Origin of the sequence: Paenibacillus sp. Soil724D2 (assembly GCF_001427935.1) — a bacterium.
Classification (GTDB): Bacteria; Bacillota; Bacilli; order Paenibacillales; family NBRC-103111; genus Paenibacillus_E.
Genome location: NZ_LMRY01000045.1, coordinates 486,791 through 503,764, shown reverse-complemented (window position 1 = coordinate 503,764; position 16,974 = coordinate 486,791). Strand labels below are relative to the sequence as shown.

Sequence of the window (16,974 nt, the reverse complement as noted above, 5' to 3'; positions counted from 1 at the left end):
ACTTGCCCATGCAGATCAAAACAAGGGTCGATTCCATAATAAAGTTATCCACATTCCGATTTCATGACGAATAGTCCAAGTAAATGGAGGTTACAAGATGAAGTTCAGAAGAATATTGTTTCAAGGTGATTCGATAACGGATGGAGCCAGAGGACGCAATGATGATCTTAATCATATATTGGGGCATGGTTACCCTTATATCATTGCAAGCAAGCTCGGTTATGAACTGGCAGAAAACCGGCCGCTGTTTCTCAATCGGGGGATCAGCGGGAACCGGGTATCGGATTTGTATGCACGATGGAATGAGGATACATTCAGTCTAAAGCCCGATTTGATCAGTATTTTGATCGGAGTCAATGATGCTTGGCGGATCGTAAACGGCGAGCCCGGAGGTGCGACCGATCGATTCGAGCGTGCTTACCGTCTTCTGTTGGAGGAAACGAGAGAAGTTCTCCCGGCTGTGGGCTTGGTCTTATGCGAGCCGTTCATTCTCCAGGTCGCCCCCATTGCGACAAAATGGGAAGCTTGGCAGGAACGAATGCCTCGGTACCAGGAAGCCGTCCGAAAGCTCGCTGACGAATTTGGCGCGGTCTTCGTACCGCTACAAGCTGTGTTTGACGATGCCTGCAAGAGAGCCGATGCGTCATACTGGATCTGGGATGGGGTGCACCCGACGGCGGCAGGCCACGAACTGATCGCACGGCAGTGGTTAGCCGTCGTACAGGAGAGCCATTTGGCCATCCTTTGACGTTTATGATCCTGTCAACGCCATTGCCCGAGGAGCCATCGCTACTGATTTCAGCGATGGAGCACTTCGCGATAATCTGAGATAAACAAGCACGTCGCAGGAACTATGGCTCTTGGTCGCGTCGGTCAACTCGACGACGTCGAAGAGGCGATTACTTCGCTGCTTTGTTTTTTGGATTATTTATCCTGGGTCGCTTATTTAGGGGAGATGCTAATCATAGGTAGCCCGGAATGACATTGAACTTTTACATCGGTTCTTGTTCACAATGTCAAAAAATTCGACAATACGGGGGAAGATCTCGAGGATTTGATCTCTATTGGGACGATTGGATTGATAAAAGCGATCGAGTCGTTCTCGCCTAATAAGGGCACGAAGCTCGCGACTTTTGCGGCTCGCTGTATCGAGAACGAGATCCTTATGCATCTTCGTTCGTTGAAGAAAACGCGCAAAGATGTGTCTTTGCATGATCCCATCGGAACGGACAAAGAGGGAAATGAGATAACTTTAATCGACATCCTGGGCACGGAAGCGGACGATGTCGTGGATAAGGTTCAGCTCAAGATAGAGAAGAGCAAAATCTATCGGAACTTGGAAATCTTGGACGATCGCGAGAAGGAAGTCGTCGTTGGGCGATTTGGGCTGGAGCTTGGCGGGGAAGAGCGGACGCAGCGGGAGATTGCGAAGGAGCTCGGGATCAGTCGCTCCTATGTGTCGCGGATTGAGAAGCGGGCACTCATGAAGCTTTATCATGAGTTTTATAAGGCGAAGCGGTAAGAGTTATAAATCAAATACTTCATTTATTTGGAATTTGTGCAAGTAATGGAGGTGAGGGTTATGACGTTAATTCATATCGAAAATGCCAGTAAGTATTATACGATGGGCGAGGAAACGATAAAAGCATTAGATGACTTCTCTTTAGATATTGATCATGGTGAGTTCGTTGCCATCATGGGTCCGTCAGGTTCCGGTAAATCCACACTGATGAACATCATCGGGTGTTTGGATATTGTTGATAAAGGTATTTATGACCTAGATGGTGAAGCGATAAACGTGCTTAAGGATTCTCAGCTTTCTGAGATTCGTAATCAGAAGATTAGTTTCGTTTTTCAAAGCTTCAACTTGCTGCCGAGATTAAGTGCATTTAATTATGAAAAAAGGACCATAGATATACGAACGTGCGTTTGGTGCGCTATATATCTGTCCGTTCAACCGAAATTAGTTGCATTAATCAATCCAAATATGTTGCATTAGATAAAATCAACCGAATATTGTTGCATCATGCCCCCATGGCATGAGTGAACAAGCCAGCGCTGACCCTCAGATGAGTGATTGCCACGCTTGTCTGGGGCAGATCAAATAACTTTGTGCATATTTTCACACCTTGAAAATCTGAAAAAACTGTCTTGACATCTTGTAGCACCATATTCTTGACGCTACATATTCCATATTGGAGATTCTATAATTGGAGATGTTAAATGCAGAATCCGTTGGAATAAAAGCAATTTGGCTGAATCGGGATAATAAGCCTGTCCCTGAGGGGAGGGCTGCATCCAATTTAGAAGAAGTAAAAAACAAAATGCTTATAATGTGATGTTATTAGTGAATCCTGGATTATTTTAAACACTTTAAACACTAAATGTGGAATGTAGTTTGAAAGCTAGTAAAGAAGCAAAAGGTACCTATTCCCAATCGGCACATATATTGCCGTTAATATTTATACTAACTAATCAGCCAGCTCCGAGCATAAATCCTTGTCTATTTCAATGAGAACACATTTGGCTGCAGAGTTCTCATTTTATAAATTCTACTCGAACAAAGCGAAAACCCGTCAATATTCCGCTGGGCTTTCGCTTTGTTGCTCCCACGATTATTTCCTTAAATCTTTCATTTGTCTTGATTTGCACTTGGCCCCCAAGATATAGAAAAAGCTTAATTCATGTAAGATGTTTTTTTCTTTGCACGGTGTGTTATATTTGTTTAAAGAAGAATTCAATTAAGGAGATAGTATTTAAATGGCAATAGCAAGTCGATATACAGTTGCACTCCATATTTTGACTCTATTATCTTATACCTCTGAACGTATGCATAAATATCTGACTTCGGATTTTATTGCAAAAAGTGTGAATACGAATCCTGTATTTATTCGTAGAATTTTATCAAGTTTATCCAGTGCAGGACTAGTTCAAGTAAGGTATGGAACAGGATCAGGATGGTGCTTGGCAAAAGAACCGGCAGAAATTACTTTTTTGGATGTTTACGAAGCGGTCGAACAGAAAAAACTTTTTGAGTATCATCACAGTACACCAAACCCTGTTTGCCCGATCGGCGGAAACATTCAGACATCGTTGGAGTCATTTTATGAAGAGGCAGAGCAGGCAATGAAAACGAACTTGTCCCAATCAACAATTGCCGATTTATTATTGGATACTGTTCAGCAGTCAGAACTTCGGATGAATGACAATTTACCTGACATCGACAAGTAAGATTCAGCCCTGTATCCTAAAATGGAAATGGGGCTTTTGGTATGTAATGACCTCTCAATAGTAAAATGAATTTAATTAGGTAAATAAAAGAATTGACAAATTAGCTGGATGTAACTATAGTAGTTTTAGCGATAGAAAGCTGAAGTAGTTTATTCCAATAAATCATACACTTATGTTGACCGTATCAACGGAAACTATCTACTGTAAAAGAGGAGGTTTCTTTTTTTTGCCTTGGATGAAACTTTATCAGTTACACTCATCGCATCTTAAATCCGATTATACCTATGTGATTAATAAAATTATGAAGGCGGTTGTATATGCAAGAGGGGATCCGTTTAGCTACATTTTCTGATGCACCTAGGGTGTTGGAATTAACGCATCAAGCGTATGCATTCATTCGTGAACTTGGGCTTAATTTTCCTGCTGCTTCAGCAGACTTAAAGATGGTTGAAAACAACATCATCAACAGTCATTGTTATGTGATGCTCTCTAATGGTGTTATCATTTCAACGGTATCGGTTGCTCAACCTGATTCGGTTAGAAAAGTAATAGATTATCCGTTTGACTACCCTTTTATTTGGTGGTTTGCCACGGATCCAACTTATGGAGGACAAGGAATAGGAGGAAGGTTGTTGGATGGTGTAGAGGCGATCGTTCGTGAAGAATGGCAAGTACCTTCGGTTACTTTGTCCACTTCGACTCGCCATCCTTGGCTCGTTGACATGTACAAAAGACGAGGTTATGAAGTAGTGCTTGAATTAGGGGAACACGGGGATTCCGTCATTCTCGAAAAAAAATTATGAAAATGTAGACATGAGGTGAATGGGATGCCTATTAAATTAAGTGTGTTGGATCGAAGTCCTGTCAATGAAGGAGAGGACTCGGTACTTGGAATCCTGAATACAGTGAAACTGGCGCAAAAAGCCGACGAATTGGGATTTCATCGTTTTTGGGTCGCAGAGCATCACGGATCAGACGTTTTAGTCAGTTCCTCTCCCGAGGTGCTGATCTCCCATTTGATTTCAAAAACAAAACGAATACGTGTAGGCTCAGGTGGAGTGATGCTCCAGCACTATAGTCCATTCAAGGTCGCAGAAAATTTTAATCTGTTGTCTGTTCTAGCTCCCGGCAGGGTAGATCTTGGTGTCGGAAGGGGGCCAGGGGGGTTGCCGACTACCACGCGTGCTTTGCTGGCAACTACCAATTCTGAGCCTGTATCCTTTACAGAGAAACTTGATTATCTGGATCGATATTTACTATCACAGGAGAATGAAGGACTACGTGCACAACCTGTCCCATCCGTCCCGCCTGAGTTATATGTGCTCGGAACTGGCGAATCCAGTGCGAAGCTGGCATCTGAACAAGGGCTTCCTTACGTATATGCACATTTCATTAACGGAGATGAGCAATTACTTAAGGATTCCTTGTCAGTATATAGGACCAAGTTCAATTTTGCTAAGGATAGAATACCCGGATTGATTTTAGCGATATCGGTTCTTTTCGCCGAGACCGAAGAAGAAGCTAAACGTCTGGCTGGGGAAAAGGTAACCTATAAGGTTCACCTGGATAGCGGAAAATCGCTTGCCATATATTCGTTGGAGCTTGCCCAACGGCTAGGAGAACAGGCAAATGAACCCTTTACGATTGAAGCCGCGCCGACGAGCATCATTTATGGAACTAAAGAGACAGTTTTAAGTAAAATTCAAGCAATTAGTCAACTTCATAACATTGAAGAAGTAATGATTTTACCAACGGCACATGAGTTTGAACAAAGGATTCAAGCCTATGAGTGGCTGTCTGCCGGTATTGAACACAGTAATGAAGGAGAAAAACTAAATGACAACTAATAAACAATTAAGACTGGGATTAGGGTTAGCCGGAGTTGGAACAAGCCAAGTAGCTTGGCGTAGACCCCAAGCCAATATTAAAGCAAGCGTAGACATCGATCATTACATTCGTCAAGCACAGAAGGCGGAGTTGGGGAAGTTTGATCTGCTTTTTGTCGCAGATGGCTTGTTTATTAATGAAAAATCGTTACCCCATTTTCTTAATCGTTTTGAGCCGCTTACGATTTTGTCCGCATTAGCAGCGGTGACCAAACATGTAGGTCTGGTCGCCACAATTTCCACCTCTTATAGCGAACCATTTAACATTGCGAGACAATTGGCTTCTCTCGACCATATCAGCAAAGGCCGTGCCGGTTGGAATGTTGTGACCTCGCCTCTGGAAGGTTCTGCTTTGAACTATGGCAAGGCACATCCGGAGCATGATGATCGCTACCATATTGCTGAAGAGTATCTTGAGGTTTTGAAGGGACTTTGGGATTCTTGGGAGGACGATGCATTTGTTGGAGACAAGGAAAAGGGAGTCTTCTTTGATCCGGCCAAGTTGCATACGTTAAATCACAAAGGTAAATATTTTTCGGTGAACGGACCTTTAAATATTTCAAGATCCCGTCAGGGCCAACCAGTGATCTTCCAAGCTGGAACATCTTCTATCGGTCGCAAATTCGCCTCGACCCATGCTGATTGCGTCTTCACAAACCTGGTATCCATTGAGAATGCAAGAGATTATTATCAGGATTTGAAGAAAAGGGCATCTGAATTCGGAAGAAGTCCCGAATCGCTTTCCATTCTGCCTAGCATTTCACCCGTTCTGGGCAAAACACAAGAAGAGGCGGATGCTAAATTCCGAGCGATCGGAGAGCTGCTCAGTCCGGAAAATACATTGAACTATTTAGGGCGTTTCCTTGATCATTTCGATTTCTCGTCGTTCCCGTTAGATGAGCCGTTCCCTGATATTGGTGATGCAGGGAATAATGCATTTCAGGGGGGGAAAGAACGCCTTCAGAGGGAAGCTAAAGAAAATGGCTGGACTCTTCGTGAAGTCGCACTGCATGTGACACACCCACGCCATCCGTTTATTGGAACTCCGGAAAAGGTTGCCGATGAAATTCAAAAATGGTTTGAAACCGGAGCCGCTGACGGTTTTATTGTGAGCCCTAGTGAAGAAGGCGCCTTTGAGGAATTCGTAGACCTTGTTGTACCAATCTTGCAGCAGAGAGGTTTATTTCGAACGGAATATGAATCGGATACATTCCGTGGAAATCTGGGGTTACCTATTCCACAAAATCGATATCAGACCGAAGTTTAAACTGGTATGTAACATAATAATCGCTGGGGGTAATTTTAGATGAAAGCTTTTAATTTTAGAAATATTTTGATTTCATTAATTACACTTATTTTTGCCATCTCTCTTGCAGGATGCGGGGCAACGAAAGATAAGGAGTCTACCATAGGCAACGGTTTATCTTCGACGAACAAAGACAATCCGAAGGTGATCAAAGTGGGTACCGCAGCAGTCGTAAAAAACGTATCCTTTCTTAACGACTCAGGTAAGCTGACTGGGTATGATGTTGAGGTTGTACGTGAAATCGATAATCGATTACCACAATATGAATTTAAATTTGAAACGATGGACTTTCCAAATTTATTTTTAAGTTTAGATGCCAGAAAAATTGACTTTATAGCGATGCATCTAGAGCAAAACGATGAAAGAAGAGCAAAATATCTTTTTAATAAAGAATACTATGATTCGTCAAAGTTATTAGTTGCTGTCAATGAATCCAATACCAGTATTCACTCCATTGAAGATTTGAAAGGAAAAACGGTTATTGTCCCGGCTTCCTCTAGTTCAGCCGCACTTGTCGAGAAATACAATAAGGAATATAAAGGTACGATCAAAGTGATATATGGTGATTATACGAATGCGGTAAATCAACTTAAAACTGGAAGAGCTGATGCAACGGTAATCGATTCGGGTCTGGCTGGAAGCTTGAATGGTGATGTAAATGCACAATTGAAGCTGGTGGGAGAGAATCTTCACACGGAATCTGGGGTATATTTCGCCTTTCGCCAAGAGGACGGGTCAGAGGTAAGCAATGCGGTAGATGAGGCGTTGAAGGCAATGAAGAAAGATGGAGCACTGAACAAATTGTCGAAGGAATGGTTGCAAAGGGATTTTCAATAATGTAAAAGGTGAGTCGAATGAATGGGAAATGCGTTTGATTGGCAATCGGTTTGGAAGTACTTATTGATTTTGTTGCAGTACTTGTCAGTTTCATTGGTGATTCTCGTTAGTTCACTGTTTGTTGGAAGTATTGTGGGGGCGATTTTGGCTGCCCCCCGTCTTTATAAATGGCCGATTGCGAATGGTTGGAGTGCAGCTATCATTTCCTTTTTTCGAGGAACGCCAATTATTATTCAACTCATCCTGATTTTTTATGGCCTACCCGAATTGATGAAACCTTTCGGGCTTAATTTAGATAGGGTCCCTCCTGCCATCTTTGTAATTCTAACATTCGGACTAAACAGTGGAGCTTCGCTAGCTGAAATCTATCGGCTTTCGGTCAATAGCGTTGATCGCGGACAGTCTGAAGCGGCAGCATCTGTTGGTATGACAGGCTGGAGTACCTTCTATCGCATCGTATTTCCGCAAGCCTTTCGTGTAGCTATGCCACATCTATCGAATGTCGTCGTGTCGAGTCTGAAAGACACCTCACTTGCTTTTTCTGTAGGCATGATGGATATGATGGGGCGGGGGGAAGCGATCGGACTCGTATCTTATCGTTTGCTTGAAGTGTATATCAGCTTGGCCATTATTTATTATTTTATTTGTTTAATTCTTCAATATGTCTTCACGCGCATTGAGCGCAGAATACAACGATATTCACGCGTCATGACAAGTGCTTGAAGCATTTTCAATTGATGGAAAGTCATGAAAAATAGCGAATGTCTACACGAAGCGGAGTGACTAAAAAGATGACAAAGGCATTTGTCATACATGAAAATGACAGCTGGGTTGAACCCTTAAAGCTAGCATTGGAAGAAGAAAATATTCCTTATGAGTTATGGCATCTCGATCATGGAATACTTGACATCAGTCAGGCTCCACCACAAGGGGTAGGACGGGAAATTCTAGTATGCCGTTCGTGTTGATACATCTGAAGGTTTTGAGCTATGTCCGGCTGATGCCTGCCAAATCGGCGATAGATTTTGTCCGGCACCGAGTCAGGCAGCAAAAGCCAAATTTCAGGTGATTACATCGTTTGAGAGTCCGCTTAATTCAGAAGCGGATGCTATTGCTGGCGTCGGAGGGATGAAGGCTATCGACAAGACGATGGGCAAGTACTTGCAAGAGCTGTACGCGGCGAAGAAATGAGAAACAGCCATAAATAGCCGCTATGCCAGAAGATTCAGGAGGCGATCTCCATCACTTTCGATTTATCATTTTTTTGGGAAGCATTAAATAAAATTATCGGTGCCTTGCCACTAACCTTATATATTACCTGTACGGCAGTGGGGATCGGTTTTATCATCGGGTTGACTGTTGCCATGATTCGTCTGAAGAAGACAGTAGTTCTTTATCCGCTGGCTGAGTTCTATGTTTCTTTTACCAGGGGAACGCCTGTTTGTGTTGCATTTGTACATCGTATATCTAGGTCTTCCTACGATTTGGGACGCAATGGCAAACCATTATCACTGGGGCATTTATTCCAAGGATGTTTCATTGTACGTGTTGGTTGTGGCGGCTTTATCACTTACGGCCGGAGCCTATATGTCTGAAATTATCCGGTCCGGCTTTTTGGCGGTGCCGGATGGGCAACTGGAAGCAGCTTATTCGGTTGGCATGACGACTTTTCAGGCAGTTTATCGTGTGATTTTTCCGCAGGCACTTGGCGCGAGCCTCCCAGGAATATGCAGCTTGGTTATAGGGATCCTTCACGGTTCTTCTCTAGCTTATTTGGTCTCTCTGTTTGAGGTCAACGGGGTCGCGATGATGGTGGGGAGCCAAAGATGGAGCTTTCTTGAACCGCTATCTGCCGCAGCGCTGATCTACTGGGGAATCGCATTGCTCATAGAACGACTTGCAGCTGTCCTGGAGAAGCATTGGAAGACTTACAGCGGAGGGGGTGTGGTATGATCAAATTGGCAAACTTAAAAAAATCATATAACAAACTTGAGGTGTTGAAGGGAATTGATCTACTGGTTCAGACAGGAGAGGTGATGGCGGTTCTTGGTCCGAGCGGTTCAGGGAAATCCACATTGCTTCGCTGCATTAATTTTTTGGACAAGGCGGATGAGGGCGTCGTTACAATCGGGAGTACGATGGTTCCTTGTGACAAACCAAACAAGCGGGATGTGCTTCAGTTACGCCGGAAAACGGCCATGGTTTTTCAGAACTATAATCTGTTTAGGCATAAGACGGCATTGGAAAATGTGATGGAAGGTTTAATCGTTGCGCAGAAACAAAGCAAAAGCGCAGCGAAGGAAAAAGCTAAAGCTGTATTGGAGAAAGTAGGGTTGGCAGATAAACTGGACTCATATCCAAGTCAGCTTTCCGGGGGGCAGCAGCAGCGTGTAGGGATTGCTCGGGCACTCGTTTTGGAACCAGAAATTATTCTTTTCGATGAGCCTACCTCAGCACTTGATCCCGAGCGAGTTGGGGAGGTGCTCACTGTTATTCGAAATATAGCCAAGGAAGGCATTACAATGATGATTGTTACACATGAGCTCAATTTTGCACGGGAAGTTGCGAACCGCGTGATTTTTATGACGGATGGGGAAATCATTGAGGAAGGATCGCCTGAGACGATTTTTAGTCATCCAAAGGAAGCACTCACTCGTCAGTTTTTTCGCCGTTTTATTAACGATTATAGCTATAGTATTTAGACTTACATGCTCATGATGAATGCCAAGACCATTTACCGTTGAAAGGATATCATGAAAAATGGCAAATCAATTGTTGGAAACTGTACGAGACGGCTTGTTTAAGTCCTTTGATATTCCCAAGCTTTCCTTAAAAAATCGCATTGTCATGGCCCCGATGACAAGAGGCTTTTCCCAAAACGGGGTTCCTGATGAAAATGTTGCGGCTTATTATCGCCGACATGCGGAAAGCGGTGTCGGGCTGATCATAACGGAGGGAACGCTTATCGATCATCCAGCTGCTGCGGCCAATCCGAACTGGCCGCATATTCACGGTGAAGAAGCGCTTGCAGGGTGGGCGAAGGTCGTTGCCGCTGTCCGAGAAGGAGGGGGGAAAATCATTCCACAGTTATGGCATTTGGGGACCGCAAGAACAGTTGGTAGCTTACCTAATCCAGAAGCGCTGCCGATTGGTCCTTCGGGTCTGAATGCCGAAGGCAACAAGGTTAACGAACCACTTACAGAGAGCGAAATAGCTGATTTGGTGTCCACTTATGCAAAAGCTGCCGCCGCTGCAAAGCAAATTGGCTTTGATGGAATTGAAATTCATGGTGCGCACGGCTATTTGATCGACCAGTTTCTCTGGGAACAAACCAATCGGAGAACAGACAAGTATGGAGGAGATTTAAGAAGACGTACCCGCTTCGCAACTGAGGTTATTCAGGCTTGCCGCAACGCTGTCGGTTCTGACTTTCCTATTCTGTTCCGTTTCTCGCAATGGAAGGGGAACCACTACGAAGCTAAGCTGGCCGAAACTCCGGAGCAGTTGGAACAGTTGCTTGCTCCGCTGGTAGATGCAGGAGTCGATGTGTTTCACGCCTCCACTCGCCAGTTCTGGCAGCCGGAGTTTGAGCATTCCCGATTGAACCTAGCCGGTTGGACCAAGAAATTAACGGGACGCCCTACGATCACTGTTGGATCTGTTGCTTTGGAGCAAGACTTTTGGCAGCAGCCGGAACAAATCCAGCGCCTTGCAGAAATATTGGAGCAAGGAGAGGCAGATCTGGTAGCGATCGGCAGGTCACTTTTGTCTAATCCGCAGTGGATAAGCCAAGTTAGAGAGAATCGCTTGTCAGATTGGATAACCTATGATAGCAAAATCTTAACGACTCTAAACTAAGTACTCGGCCTTGCGTAAAGCAGGGCTTTTTCATAGAGAAAGGGGGAATACGATGACGGACAACATCCTTCAATACGTCGATTCATTAAAAGAGGAAATCATTGCCATCCGAAGGGAATTTCACCGCTTTCCAGAGGTTTTATTTGAGGTTTCCCGCACTTCCGCCAAAGTAGCCGATTATTTGAGAGGACTGGGGCTGGAAGTTCATACGCATGTTGGCAAGCATTTTGGCATGGGCGTGATTGGTGTCCTTAACAGCGGCAAGCCCGGTCCGACGATCGTTCTCCGGGCCGATATGGACGCTCTTCCGATTAGGGAAGGCCATCATCATTCTTTTCGCTCGGAACACGAAGGATTCATGCACGCCTGTGGCCATGATGCGCATATGGCGATGCTTATTGGAGCTGCCAAAGCGATCGTTCAATACCCCGATCAAATAGCGGGAATCATTAAATTTGTGTTTCAACCGGCTGAGGAAAGCGCAGTTCCGAGTCCGATTGACGGACGGATGATTAGCGGTGGCAGGGATATGATTGAGGCCGGAATATTAGAAGATGCCGATATTTGTTTCGCACTTCATGTATGGCCGGATCTCCCTGCAGGAACGGTAGGCATTCATCGGAGCCATGCTATGGCAGCTTCATCCCATTTTCATATCGCTTTTCAGGGTGTAAACGGCCACCACAGCACCCCTCATCTCGCGGTGGATGCTCTCTCTATGGCCACCCAGTATGTAACGGATGTTAAATACGCGATTGCGACAGAACTGGATCCATTCGATACATCCGTTTTATGTTTCGGCACTTTGCATGCCGGTACAGCGATAAATGCCATTGCAGGGGAGAGTAAGTTAAGTGGTACTTTTCGGGTTTTAAGCTCGGCGATGGTAGACAAAGTCCATCGAATATTGGAGAATCGGGCGGAGGCGGTGGCCAAAGCGTACGGAGGAAGTTACTCTTCTCAATATCGGCTCGGAACCCCCTTAATTAATCATGAGGCTGCTGTAGAACTGACATTACATGCAGGGAAAAAAGCGTTAAGGGCAGAACAAGTCGTATTGCTGGATAAGCCCAGTTTGGCTGGGGAAGACTTTGCTTTATATGTGGAGAAGATACCCGGAGCGTTTGCCTTTCTTGGGATGGGAGATCAGACCGAGGAAGCCGTATTTCCGTTGCATCACCCGCTGTTTGATGTGAACGAAGAGGTTTTAACTGTCGGCGTCAAACTTTTTGTTCAATGGGTGAGTGAAGCTGTGAGGAGAAATCGGGATCTGTCAAACTCTTAAAATGTTGGTCGACAGTGATGGGGACCGGAATGGTGGAAAGTAGATTTGGAGAGCGTACGCAATATATCAGAGTTGGATAGTTACTGGTACAAAAGTACAACGTAATTATAGTTCTGGATTTGCCTCTAGCTATGAGTTGAGGTAATTGAAAATTAGTATCTCAGTCTTTAAGAAGTAAGTGGTTATTATCACAATTTAAGAGTAAAGAGGGGGGACTAGATTTCCTCTTTTTTGTAGTTGTTTCTTGTTAGGTGGAAGAGACAGAGTCACAGATTAACTAAACTTTATTTTGTTATAGTTGTGTCAATGTAGGGTTATCTTGCAAAGAGTAGTTTAATAGAAAAATAATGGAATTTGGATCTGATGCTAAACTCGGGAAATATAAAAAAGTATTTCTGAATTTGGCAGATTCATTGGCACTCATAGAAAGCCATTTTAATAGTAATTCATCTTTTATTGGTAGATTGGATTTCCAGTCTGAAAGTGTATTGAATTTAATACTTACGAAGTGATTTGAGCAACTGCATTCAAAACCGCCGTTGCTCTTTTTATTTAGAGAGTTAAATGGTGTTTTCTTGCCACAGCTGTTACAAATATTCTTCAAATTACTTAAGTGATAGGGGCATTTATGTAATAGGCCAAATTGGTGAAAGAGACTATGATGGCCCATACTTAAACATTCTTCGCAAAAGGTGTGATCAGGACGAATGAGGAATGCAGCATCTTTTTGGTTCGGGAACATGCCAATAAGCTGCTTCATATAAAGATTTGTATGTTCATAGGGATTTAATCCAATGGCTTGAGTTATATTCTCTAAGTTATACTTATTAAATTCCGACAAATATTTATGTAAACCATTGTAAGACCTATTGATTATTTTAATAATATATTCATTTGAAAAATCACGAGATGTAAGAGCATTCGCATATTTGATTTTCTCGAAAATTGACCAAGCAGACTCGAAAGGATTCACCCAAGCCGGATTCCATGTGATTTGTTTCATTTATTAGTGCCTTTACTTTTTTTGGTAAATATTTTGGCGGATTTTATTTCTAGTTTTAATTGACTAAGTTTATTAAAATAGTTCTCTAATTCATAGCTAGTGAGTTCAACTGTAACAAGCGGAGCAGGGATATCAAAAAATATATGAAGCAAATAGTTTGATGAGTAGTGCAATAAAGAACGCATTTTTATTTACATGGACATGATGGCTTGGAATTGCATTAATCATTATACCGTGGGCAATTTGGTTTACGTTTGGAAAAAAAGAAAGCATGGGTCGTTTACTTTTAGCAGGCTTTACCTCTATGCTTCTCTCTTGTGTTATAGAGAGCATCGCTATATCGTTAGGAAAATGGTCATACCCGTTTACAGTAATTCCTTTTTTTCCTGTGTTGGATATTGTTTTTGATTGGTGCTTATTACCTGTAGCAGTCATGTTTTTTATTCAATTGAAACCCAATATTAATCCCTTGATAAAAGCAATTGTTTTTGGCTTGGTAGGTGCGTTTATTTTAGAACCTATTTTTGAAAAACTTCATTTTTACAACGCTAAAGGTTGGCATCACACATATGATTTCTTTATTCATTCTTCAATTTTTTTAATCTCCTTCCGGATAAGTACAATGAACAATTTCGGAAAAATCAAATCGGATGAAAATGTTAAACGGGAGTTTAACTTTAATTTTTTGCGTAGAAAAGAAAAAGTACGATAAAAGACAAGTTCTACCAAAGAACCACTCCGTTGGCAGGAGTGGTTTTGTCTTTATATGCTGATATATATGGTCAAAATGAACTTTGTGCTAAGAAATTACGATGAACCGTATCACAGAGAGAATTCTTAGACATTGAACTACCCTGAAAGTAGTCGACCAAGAATATAATTTTGATTCATCTGTGGTGCCCTGCGAGGGGCATGGATGGCTAACGGATAACTAGAGTTCAGGAGCTGCATTGAAGCAGCTCCTTTTTGATTTTTCTTTGAACTAAAAGTCAGTAGAGCGTTGTGGAAACTTGAGTTTAAGCTACCACTTTTTTAACTGTACGGGAGTTTTACGCAACTATCAATGTATTTGCAACGTCTAAATATTTGGGATTATTTGTAATTTAGGCAGGAAGAGTGATAATTTATGCTTATTGAAGAAGAGATCATTTTTTTTCGATGGTTACTTTTTGCTTTTTACTAAGTGAGGATGCTGAGAAGATCAGATATAGACATAGTGATATGGGGAGGGAAGTTCAATTGAAGCATAGGTGGTTTTTGCTCACAATAATAATTTATTTAATGGTGGTAGGTTGCGACGTAAAGAATAATGATACGGCTACACAAGATGGACCTATAATAAAAGAGTCTAATCCAAATTTATTGACTTCTGCTGAACCCAATAATCCGGGTCAAATTGGTGAGACAAAAGAACAAGTTAGTGATATCTCAGCAATTATCAATAAACTCCTGGATGTGAATCATAAATACTCAGCTTTAGAAGGAAAGATCATAAGTACATTTGAGCCTACTGGAGAAAAGGAGCTAGTTGTACTTGTTATCGAACAGCCTAGCCGATTCTATGTGAAGCACATATTAGATTCTAAAACACCGGATCGATTTGAAGAGTCAATAAATGACGGAACAAATGTTCAAATTAAAGGATCTGATGGTGAAATAAGTCAATCATCTCCAGCAGATAATGGACTTGGACTACTTCTACCTATCGGTGGTGTAAACGAATTACTGAATCCAGAAATGTTTATTCACAATGCCATTAGTAGTGGTCAACCCACGTTAAAGGCTGAAGAAAAGTTCCTTGATCGTGATTCAACAGTTATAGTTATAGACCGTAAAGAAGGGAAACTGGGAAATAAGCTAACTATTTGGTTTGATAACAAAGCTGGAATTATCCTAAAGATTATTTTTTCAGATGGTGATAAGCCTCTACAAACTATTGCTTTTGATCAGATAAAATTTATCGACAAAGCTGATGAAGAAAAATTTAAGAACTTAAAGTGAAAAAACGTTCAACTAACGGAGAACGATAGCTTCATAACAAGATCTAGCAGGCTACCAGTGATAAATCTGGTGACTTATTCTGCTAACCGGCAGCAGGATAGTTTGGTACTTACTTAAACTTTACCAAGATTCCGAACAGCCATTTAGTAATATAAGCATGTAAAGACAACCGCAAGAAAGTTTGAAGTAAAAGGGGATTAAATTGAATAACGTAGATACTGCGGTTTTAAATAATATTGTTTGGTGGGATTGTTTGTGAGTTGCATGGACTTACTCAAACTTCAAGTGAACGTGTAGGGGGACTGCTTTCTAAAGCACCCGAATTATACCCCGATAGCTTACTTCAAGCAGTCATGCAACGAGTGAAGAAGTAAAAAATTTAATAGGTAATATAGAAATATTCAGTATAAAAGATAGTTTTGCAAATCTTATTATGGTTTCATTTGGTTTTAAAGGCAAAATGGATATGTTATTCACCGGTTGCCGACGTTGAAGAAATCAGGATTTTTTTTAATTCCAATGGTTTTAATCGGAATAATTCTTGTCAAATTATAGAAATGACGATATTATCTAATAATGATAATACATTATCTAATTATGATATAAATTGAGGAGGTATTACAATGAGTAGTTCATCAATTGAAGAGCAATCGTGCCAAACGTCAGACACTTCTAAGAAGAACATTAAAGTAGAAACGAATCCACGATGGGTTCGTGTCCGAGTTGGTGGAGAAACAATTGCAGACAGTAAGGGTGTACTGACGCTACATGAGCGAGGCCATCTTCCTGTCTATTACTTCCCCGAATCTGATGTTCGTCAAGATTTGCTCATACCAAGTTCACACAGTACGCATTGCCCGCTGAAAGGGGATGCCTCTTATTGGAGTATTCAGGTGGGGGACAGAGTCATTGAGAATGCGGTCTGGAGCTATTTGACTCCGATTCCTGAGAGTGAAGCAATTCGTGGGTATTATGCGTTTTATTGGAACAAAGTTGATCAATGGTTAGAGGAAGAAGAAGAGATCTTCGTACATCCGCGTGATCCTTATAAACGAGTAGACGCAATTGCCAGTTCACGCCATATACAGATCGTATTGAACGGTGTTACTGTCGCTGATAGCAAACGTCCGGTTATCGTATTTGAGACTGGTGTTCCTGTTCGCTATTATTTACCGAAGGAAGATATCCGGGAAGAAGTATTGACTGCATCGGCGCTGCTTACGAGCTGTCCGTATAAAGGAACGGCTTCTTACTTGAACGCTACGATTGAGGGGCAATTATACGAGAACATAGTGTGGAGTTATCAGAATCCGATTCCAGAAATCCCGAAAATCGCTGGCTTATACTCCTTTTACAATGAGCGTGTAGACGCGGTTTACGTAGATGGGGAAAAAGAGCCGGAGCCTCAATGGTACCGCTCTGCGCTTGATTTTTTTAATGCAAATGAAGTCTAATTGATCTTATATTGTCATTCAATAACTAAAATAATAGGATTGATCAAGGCTGACCTGGTCACAGGAAGTCTTTTTTTATATTGAAATCATTTAATTCCGATAGGATTACTATA

General features: G+C 42.2%; 16 protein-coding genes and 2 pseudogenes. 17 read left to right on the top strand and 1 reads right to left on the bottom strand.

All coding sequences use genetic code 11. The features are described from left to right. Positions 1-97: 97 nt before the first annotated feature. The 14 genes and pseudogenes from ASG85_RS28980 (at position 98) to ASG85_RS28920 (ending at position 12,403) form a co-directional block, all read left to right on the top strand. The gene (locus ASG85_RS28980; RefSeq protein WP_060648523.1) at positions 98-748 is read left to right on the top strand and encodes an SGNH/GDSL hydrolase family protein; all 651 of its coding nucleotides are present in this window, start codon (positions 98-100) and stop codon (positions 746-748) included. A 252-nt stretch (positions 749-1,000) separates the two neighbouring features. After that, a pseudogene (gene sigK / locus ASG85_RS28975) lies at positions 1,001-1,522 on the top strand (RNA polymerase sporulation sigma factor SigK); the annotation flags it as partial. Positions 1,523-1,582: 60 nt separating this feature from the next. Then, positions 1,583-1,891, top strand: a pseudogene (locus ASG85_RS28970) (ABC transporter ATP-binding protein); the annotation flags it as partial. An 869-nt stretch (positions 1,892-2,760) separates the two neighbouring features. Next, entirely contained in the window at positions 2,761-3,231 is a 471-nt protein-coding gene (locus ASG85_RS28965; RefSeq protein ID WP_057306017.1) for an Rrf2 family transcriptional regulator, read from the top strand. 317 nt (positions 3,232-3,548) lie between these two features. Beyond that, entirely contained in the window at positions 3,549-4,034 is a 486-nt protein-coding gene (locus ASG85_RS28960) for a GNAT family N-acetyltransferase (RefSeq protein ID WP_060648521.1), read from the top strand. Positions 4,035-4,058: 24 nt separating this feature from the next. Beyond that, a complete protein-coding gene (locus tag ASG85_RS28955; RefSeq protein WP_057306015.1) occupies positions 4,059-5,078 on the top strand; it encodes an MsnO8 family LLM class oxidoreductase in 1,020 nt (339 codons plus the stop codon). Then, the gene (locus ASG85_RS28950) at positions 5,068-6,384 is read left to right on the top strand and encodes an LLM class flavin-dependent oxidoreductase (protein ID WP_057306014.1); all 1,317 of its coding nucleotides are present in this window, start codon (positions 5,068-5,070) and stop codon (positions 6,382-6,384) included. The genes ASG85_RS28955 and ASG85_RS28950 overlap by 11 nt, the downstream gene beginning before the upstream one ends. Positions 6,385-6,423: 39 nt before the next feature. Then, the gene (locus tag ASG85_RS28945; protein WP_057306013.1) at positions 6,424-7,260 is read left to right on the top strand and encodes a transporter substrate-binding domain-containing protein; all 837 of its coding nucleotides are present in this window, start codon (positions 6,424-6,426) and stop codon (positions 7,258-7,260) included. Between the two features lie 21 nt (positions 7,261-7,281). After that, the gene (locus tag ASG85_RS28940; protein ID WP_060648520.1) at positions 7,282-7,983 is read left to right on the top strand and encodes an amino acid ABC transporter permease; all 702 of its coding nucleotides are present in this window, start codon (positions 7,282-7,284) and stop codon (positions 7,981-7,983) included. Positions 7,984-8,325: 342 nt separating this feature from the next. Continuing rightward, positions 8,326-8,451, top strand: coding sequence for a hypothetical protein (locus ASG85_RS39765; RefSeq protein WP_321166614.1), 126 nt, complete (start codon positions 8,326-8,328; stop codon positions 8,449-8,451). Positions 8,452-8,703: 252 nt separating this feature from the next. Beyond that, positions 8,704-9,213 (top strand): ABC transporter permease subunit, encoded by a 510-nt coding sequence (locus ASG85_RS28935; RefSeq protein WP_321166613.1) that lies wholly within the window; start codon positions 8,704-8,706, stop codon positions 9,211-9,213. Then, positions 9,210-9,962 carry an amino acid ABC transporter ATP-binding protein gene (locus tag ASG85_RS28930; RefSeq protein WP_057306010.1) on the top strand — a complete coding sequence of 251 codons (753 nt, stop codon included), beginning with the start codon at positions 9,210-9,212 and terminating at the stop codon, positions 9,960-9,962. Before ASG85_RS28935 ends, ASG85_RS28930 begins: the two co-directional genes overlap by 4 nt. A 58-nt stretch (positions 9,963-10,020) precedes the next feature. Continuing rightward, positions 10,021-11,118 carry an NADH:flavin oxidoreductase gene (locus ASG85_RS28925; RefSeq protein ID WP_060648519.1) on the top strand — a complete coding sequence of 366 codons (1,098 nt, stop codon included), beginning with the start codon at positions 10,021-10,023 and terminating at the stop codon, positions 11,116-11,118. A gap of 52 nt (positions 11,119-11,170) precedes the next feature. Next, positions 11,171-12,403 (top strand): M20 metallopeptidase family protein, encoded by a 1,233-nt coding sequence (locus ASG85_RS28920; RefSeq protein WP_057306009.1) that lies wholly within the window; start codon positions 11,171-11,173, stop codon positions 12,401-12,403. 292 nt (positions 12,404-12,695) lie between these two features. Here ASG85_RS28920 and ASG85_RS28915 read toward each other — a convergent pair whose 3' ends face one another. Continuing rightward, a complete protein-coding gene (locus tag ASG85_RS28915; protein WP_060648518.1) occupies positions 12,696-13,406 on the bottom strand; it encodes a hypothetical protein in 711 nt (236 codons plus the stop codon). 271 nt (positions 13,407-13,677) lie between these two features. Between ASG85_RS28915 and ASG85_RS28910 the strand changes: the two genes are divergently transcribed. The 3 genes from ASG85_RS28910 to ASG85_RS28900 all read left to right on the top strand — a co-directional run bounded on the left by ASG85_RS28910 (position 13,678) and on the right by ASG85_RS28900 (position 16,861). After that, positions 13,678-14,118 carry a CBO0543 family protein gene (locus ASG85_RS28910; RefSeq protein WP_057306007.1) on the top strand — a complete coding sequence of 147 codons (441 nt, stop codon included), beginning with the start codon at positions 13,678-13,680 and terminating at the stop codon, positions 14,116-14,118. 527 nt (positions 14,119-14,645) lie between these two features. After that, the gene (locus tag ASG85_RS28905) at positions 14,646-15,407 is read left to right on the top strand and encodes a hypothetical protein (protein ID WP_156390193.1); all 762 of its coding nucleotides are present in this window, start codon (positions 14,646-14,648) and stop codon (positions 15,405-15,407) included. Between the two features lie 623 nt (positions 15,408-16,030). Next, complete coding sequence (locus ASG85_RS28900) at positions 16,031-16,861, top strand: DUF427 domain-containing protein (RefSeq protein WP_057306005.1); 831 nt, start codon at positions 16,031-16,033, stop codon at positions 16,859-16,861. Positions 16,862-16,974: the final 113 nt, after the last annotated feature.

What these genes read in the sequence shown, in the direction of transcription:
- ASG85_RS28980 (WP_060648523.1), top strand. Translation starts at nt 98, where the DNA reads ATGAAGTTCAGAAGAATATTGTTTCAAGGTGATTCGATAACGGATGGA.
- ASG85_RS28965 (WP_057306017.1), top strand. Translation starts at nt 2,761, where the DNA reads ATGGCAATAGCAAGTCGATATACAGTTGCACTCCATATTTTGACTCTA.
- ASG85_RS28960 (WP_060648521.1), top strand. Translation starts at nt 3,549, where the DNA reads ATGCAAGAGGGGATCCGTTTAGCTACATTTTCTGATGCACCTAGGGTG.
- ASG85_RS28955 (WP_057306015.1), top strand. Translation starts at nt 4,059, where the DNA reads ATGCCTATTAAATTAAGTGTGTTGGATCGAAGTCCTGTCAATGAAGGA.
- ASG85_RS28950 (WP_057306014.1), top strand. Translation starts at nt 5,068, where the DNA reads ATGACAACTAATAAACAATTAAGACTGGGATTAGGGTTAGCCGGAGTT.
- ASG85_RS28945 (WP_057306013.1), top strand. Translation starts at nt 6,424, where the DNA reads ATGAAAGCTTTTAATTTTAGAAATATTTTGATTTCATTAATTACACTT.
- ASG85_RS28940 (WP_060648520.1), top strand. Translation starts at nt 7,282, where the DNA reads ATGGGAAATGCGTTTGATTGGCAATCGGTTTGGAAGTACTTATTGATT.
- ASG85_RS28930 (WP_057306010.1), top strand. Translation starts at nt 9,210, where the DNA reads ATGATCAAATTGGCAAACTTAAAAAAATCATATAACAAACTTGAGGTG.
- ASG85_RS28925 (WP_060648519.1), top strand. Translation starts at nt 10,021, where the DNA reads ATGGCAAATCAATTGTTGGAAACTGTACGAGACGGCTTGTTTAAGTCC.
- ASG85_RS28920 (WP_057306009.1), top strand. Translation starts at nt 11,171, where the DNA reads ATGACGGACAACATCCTTCAATACGTCGATTCATTAAAAGAGGAAATC.
- ASG85_RS28915 (WP_060648518.1), bottom strand. Translation starts at nt 13,406, where the DNA reads ATGAAACAAATCACATGGAATCCGGCTTGGGTGAATCCTTTCGAGTCT.
- ASG85_RS28910 (WP_057306007.1), top strand. Translation starts at nt 13,678, where the DNA reads ATGGGTCGTTTACTTTTAGCAGGCTTTACCTCTATGCTTCTCTCTTGT.
- ASG85_RS28900 (WP_057306005.1), top strand. Translation starts at nt 16,031, where the DNA reads ATGAGTAGTTCATCAATTGAAGAGCAATCGTGCCAAACGTCAGACACT.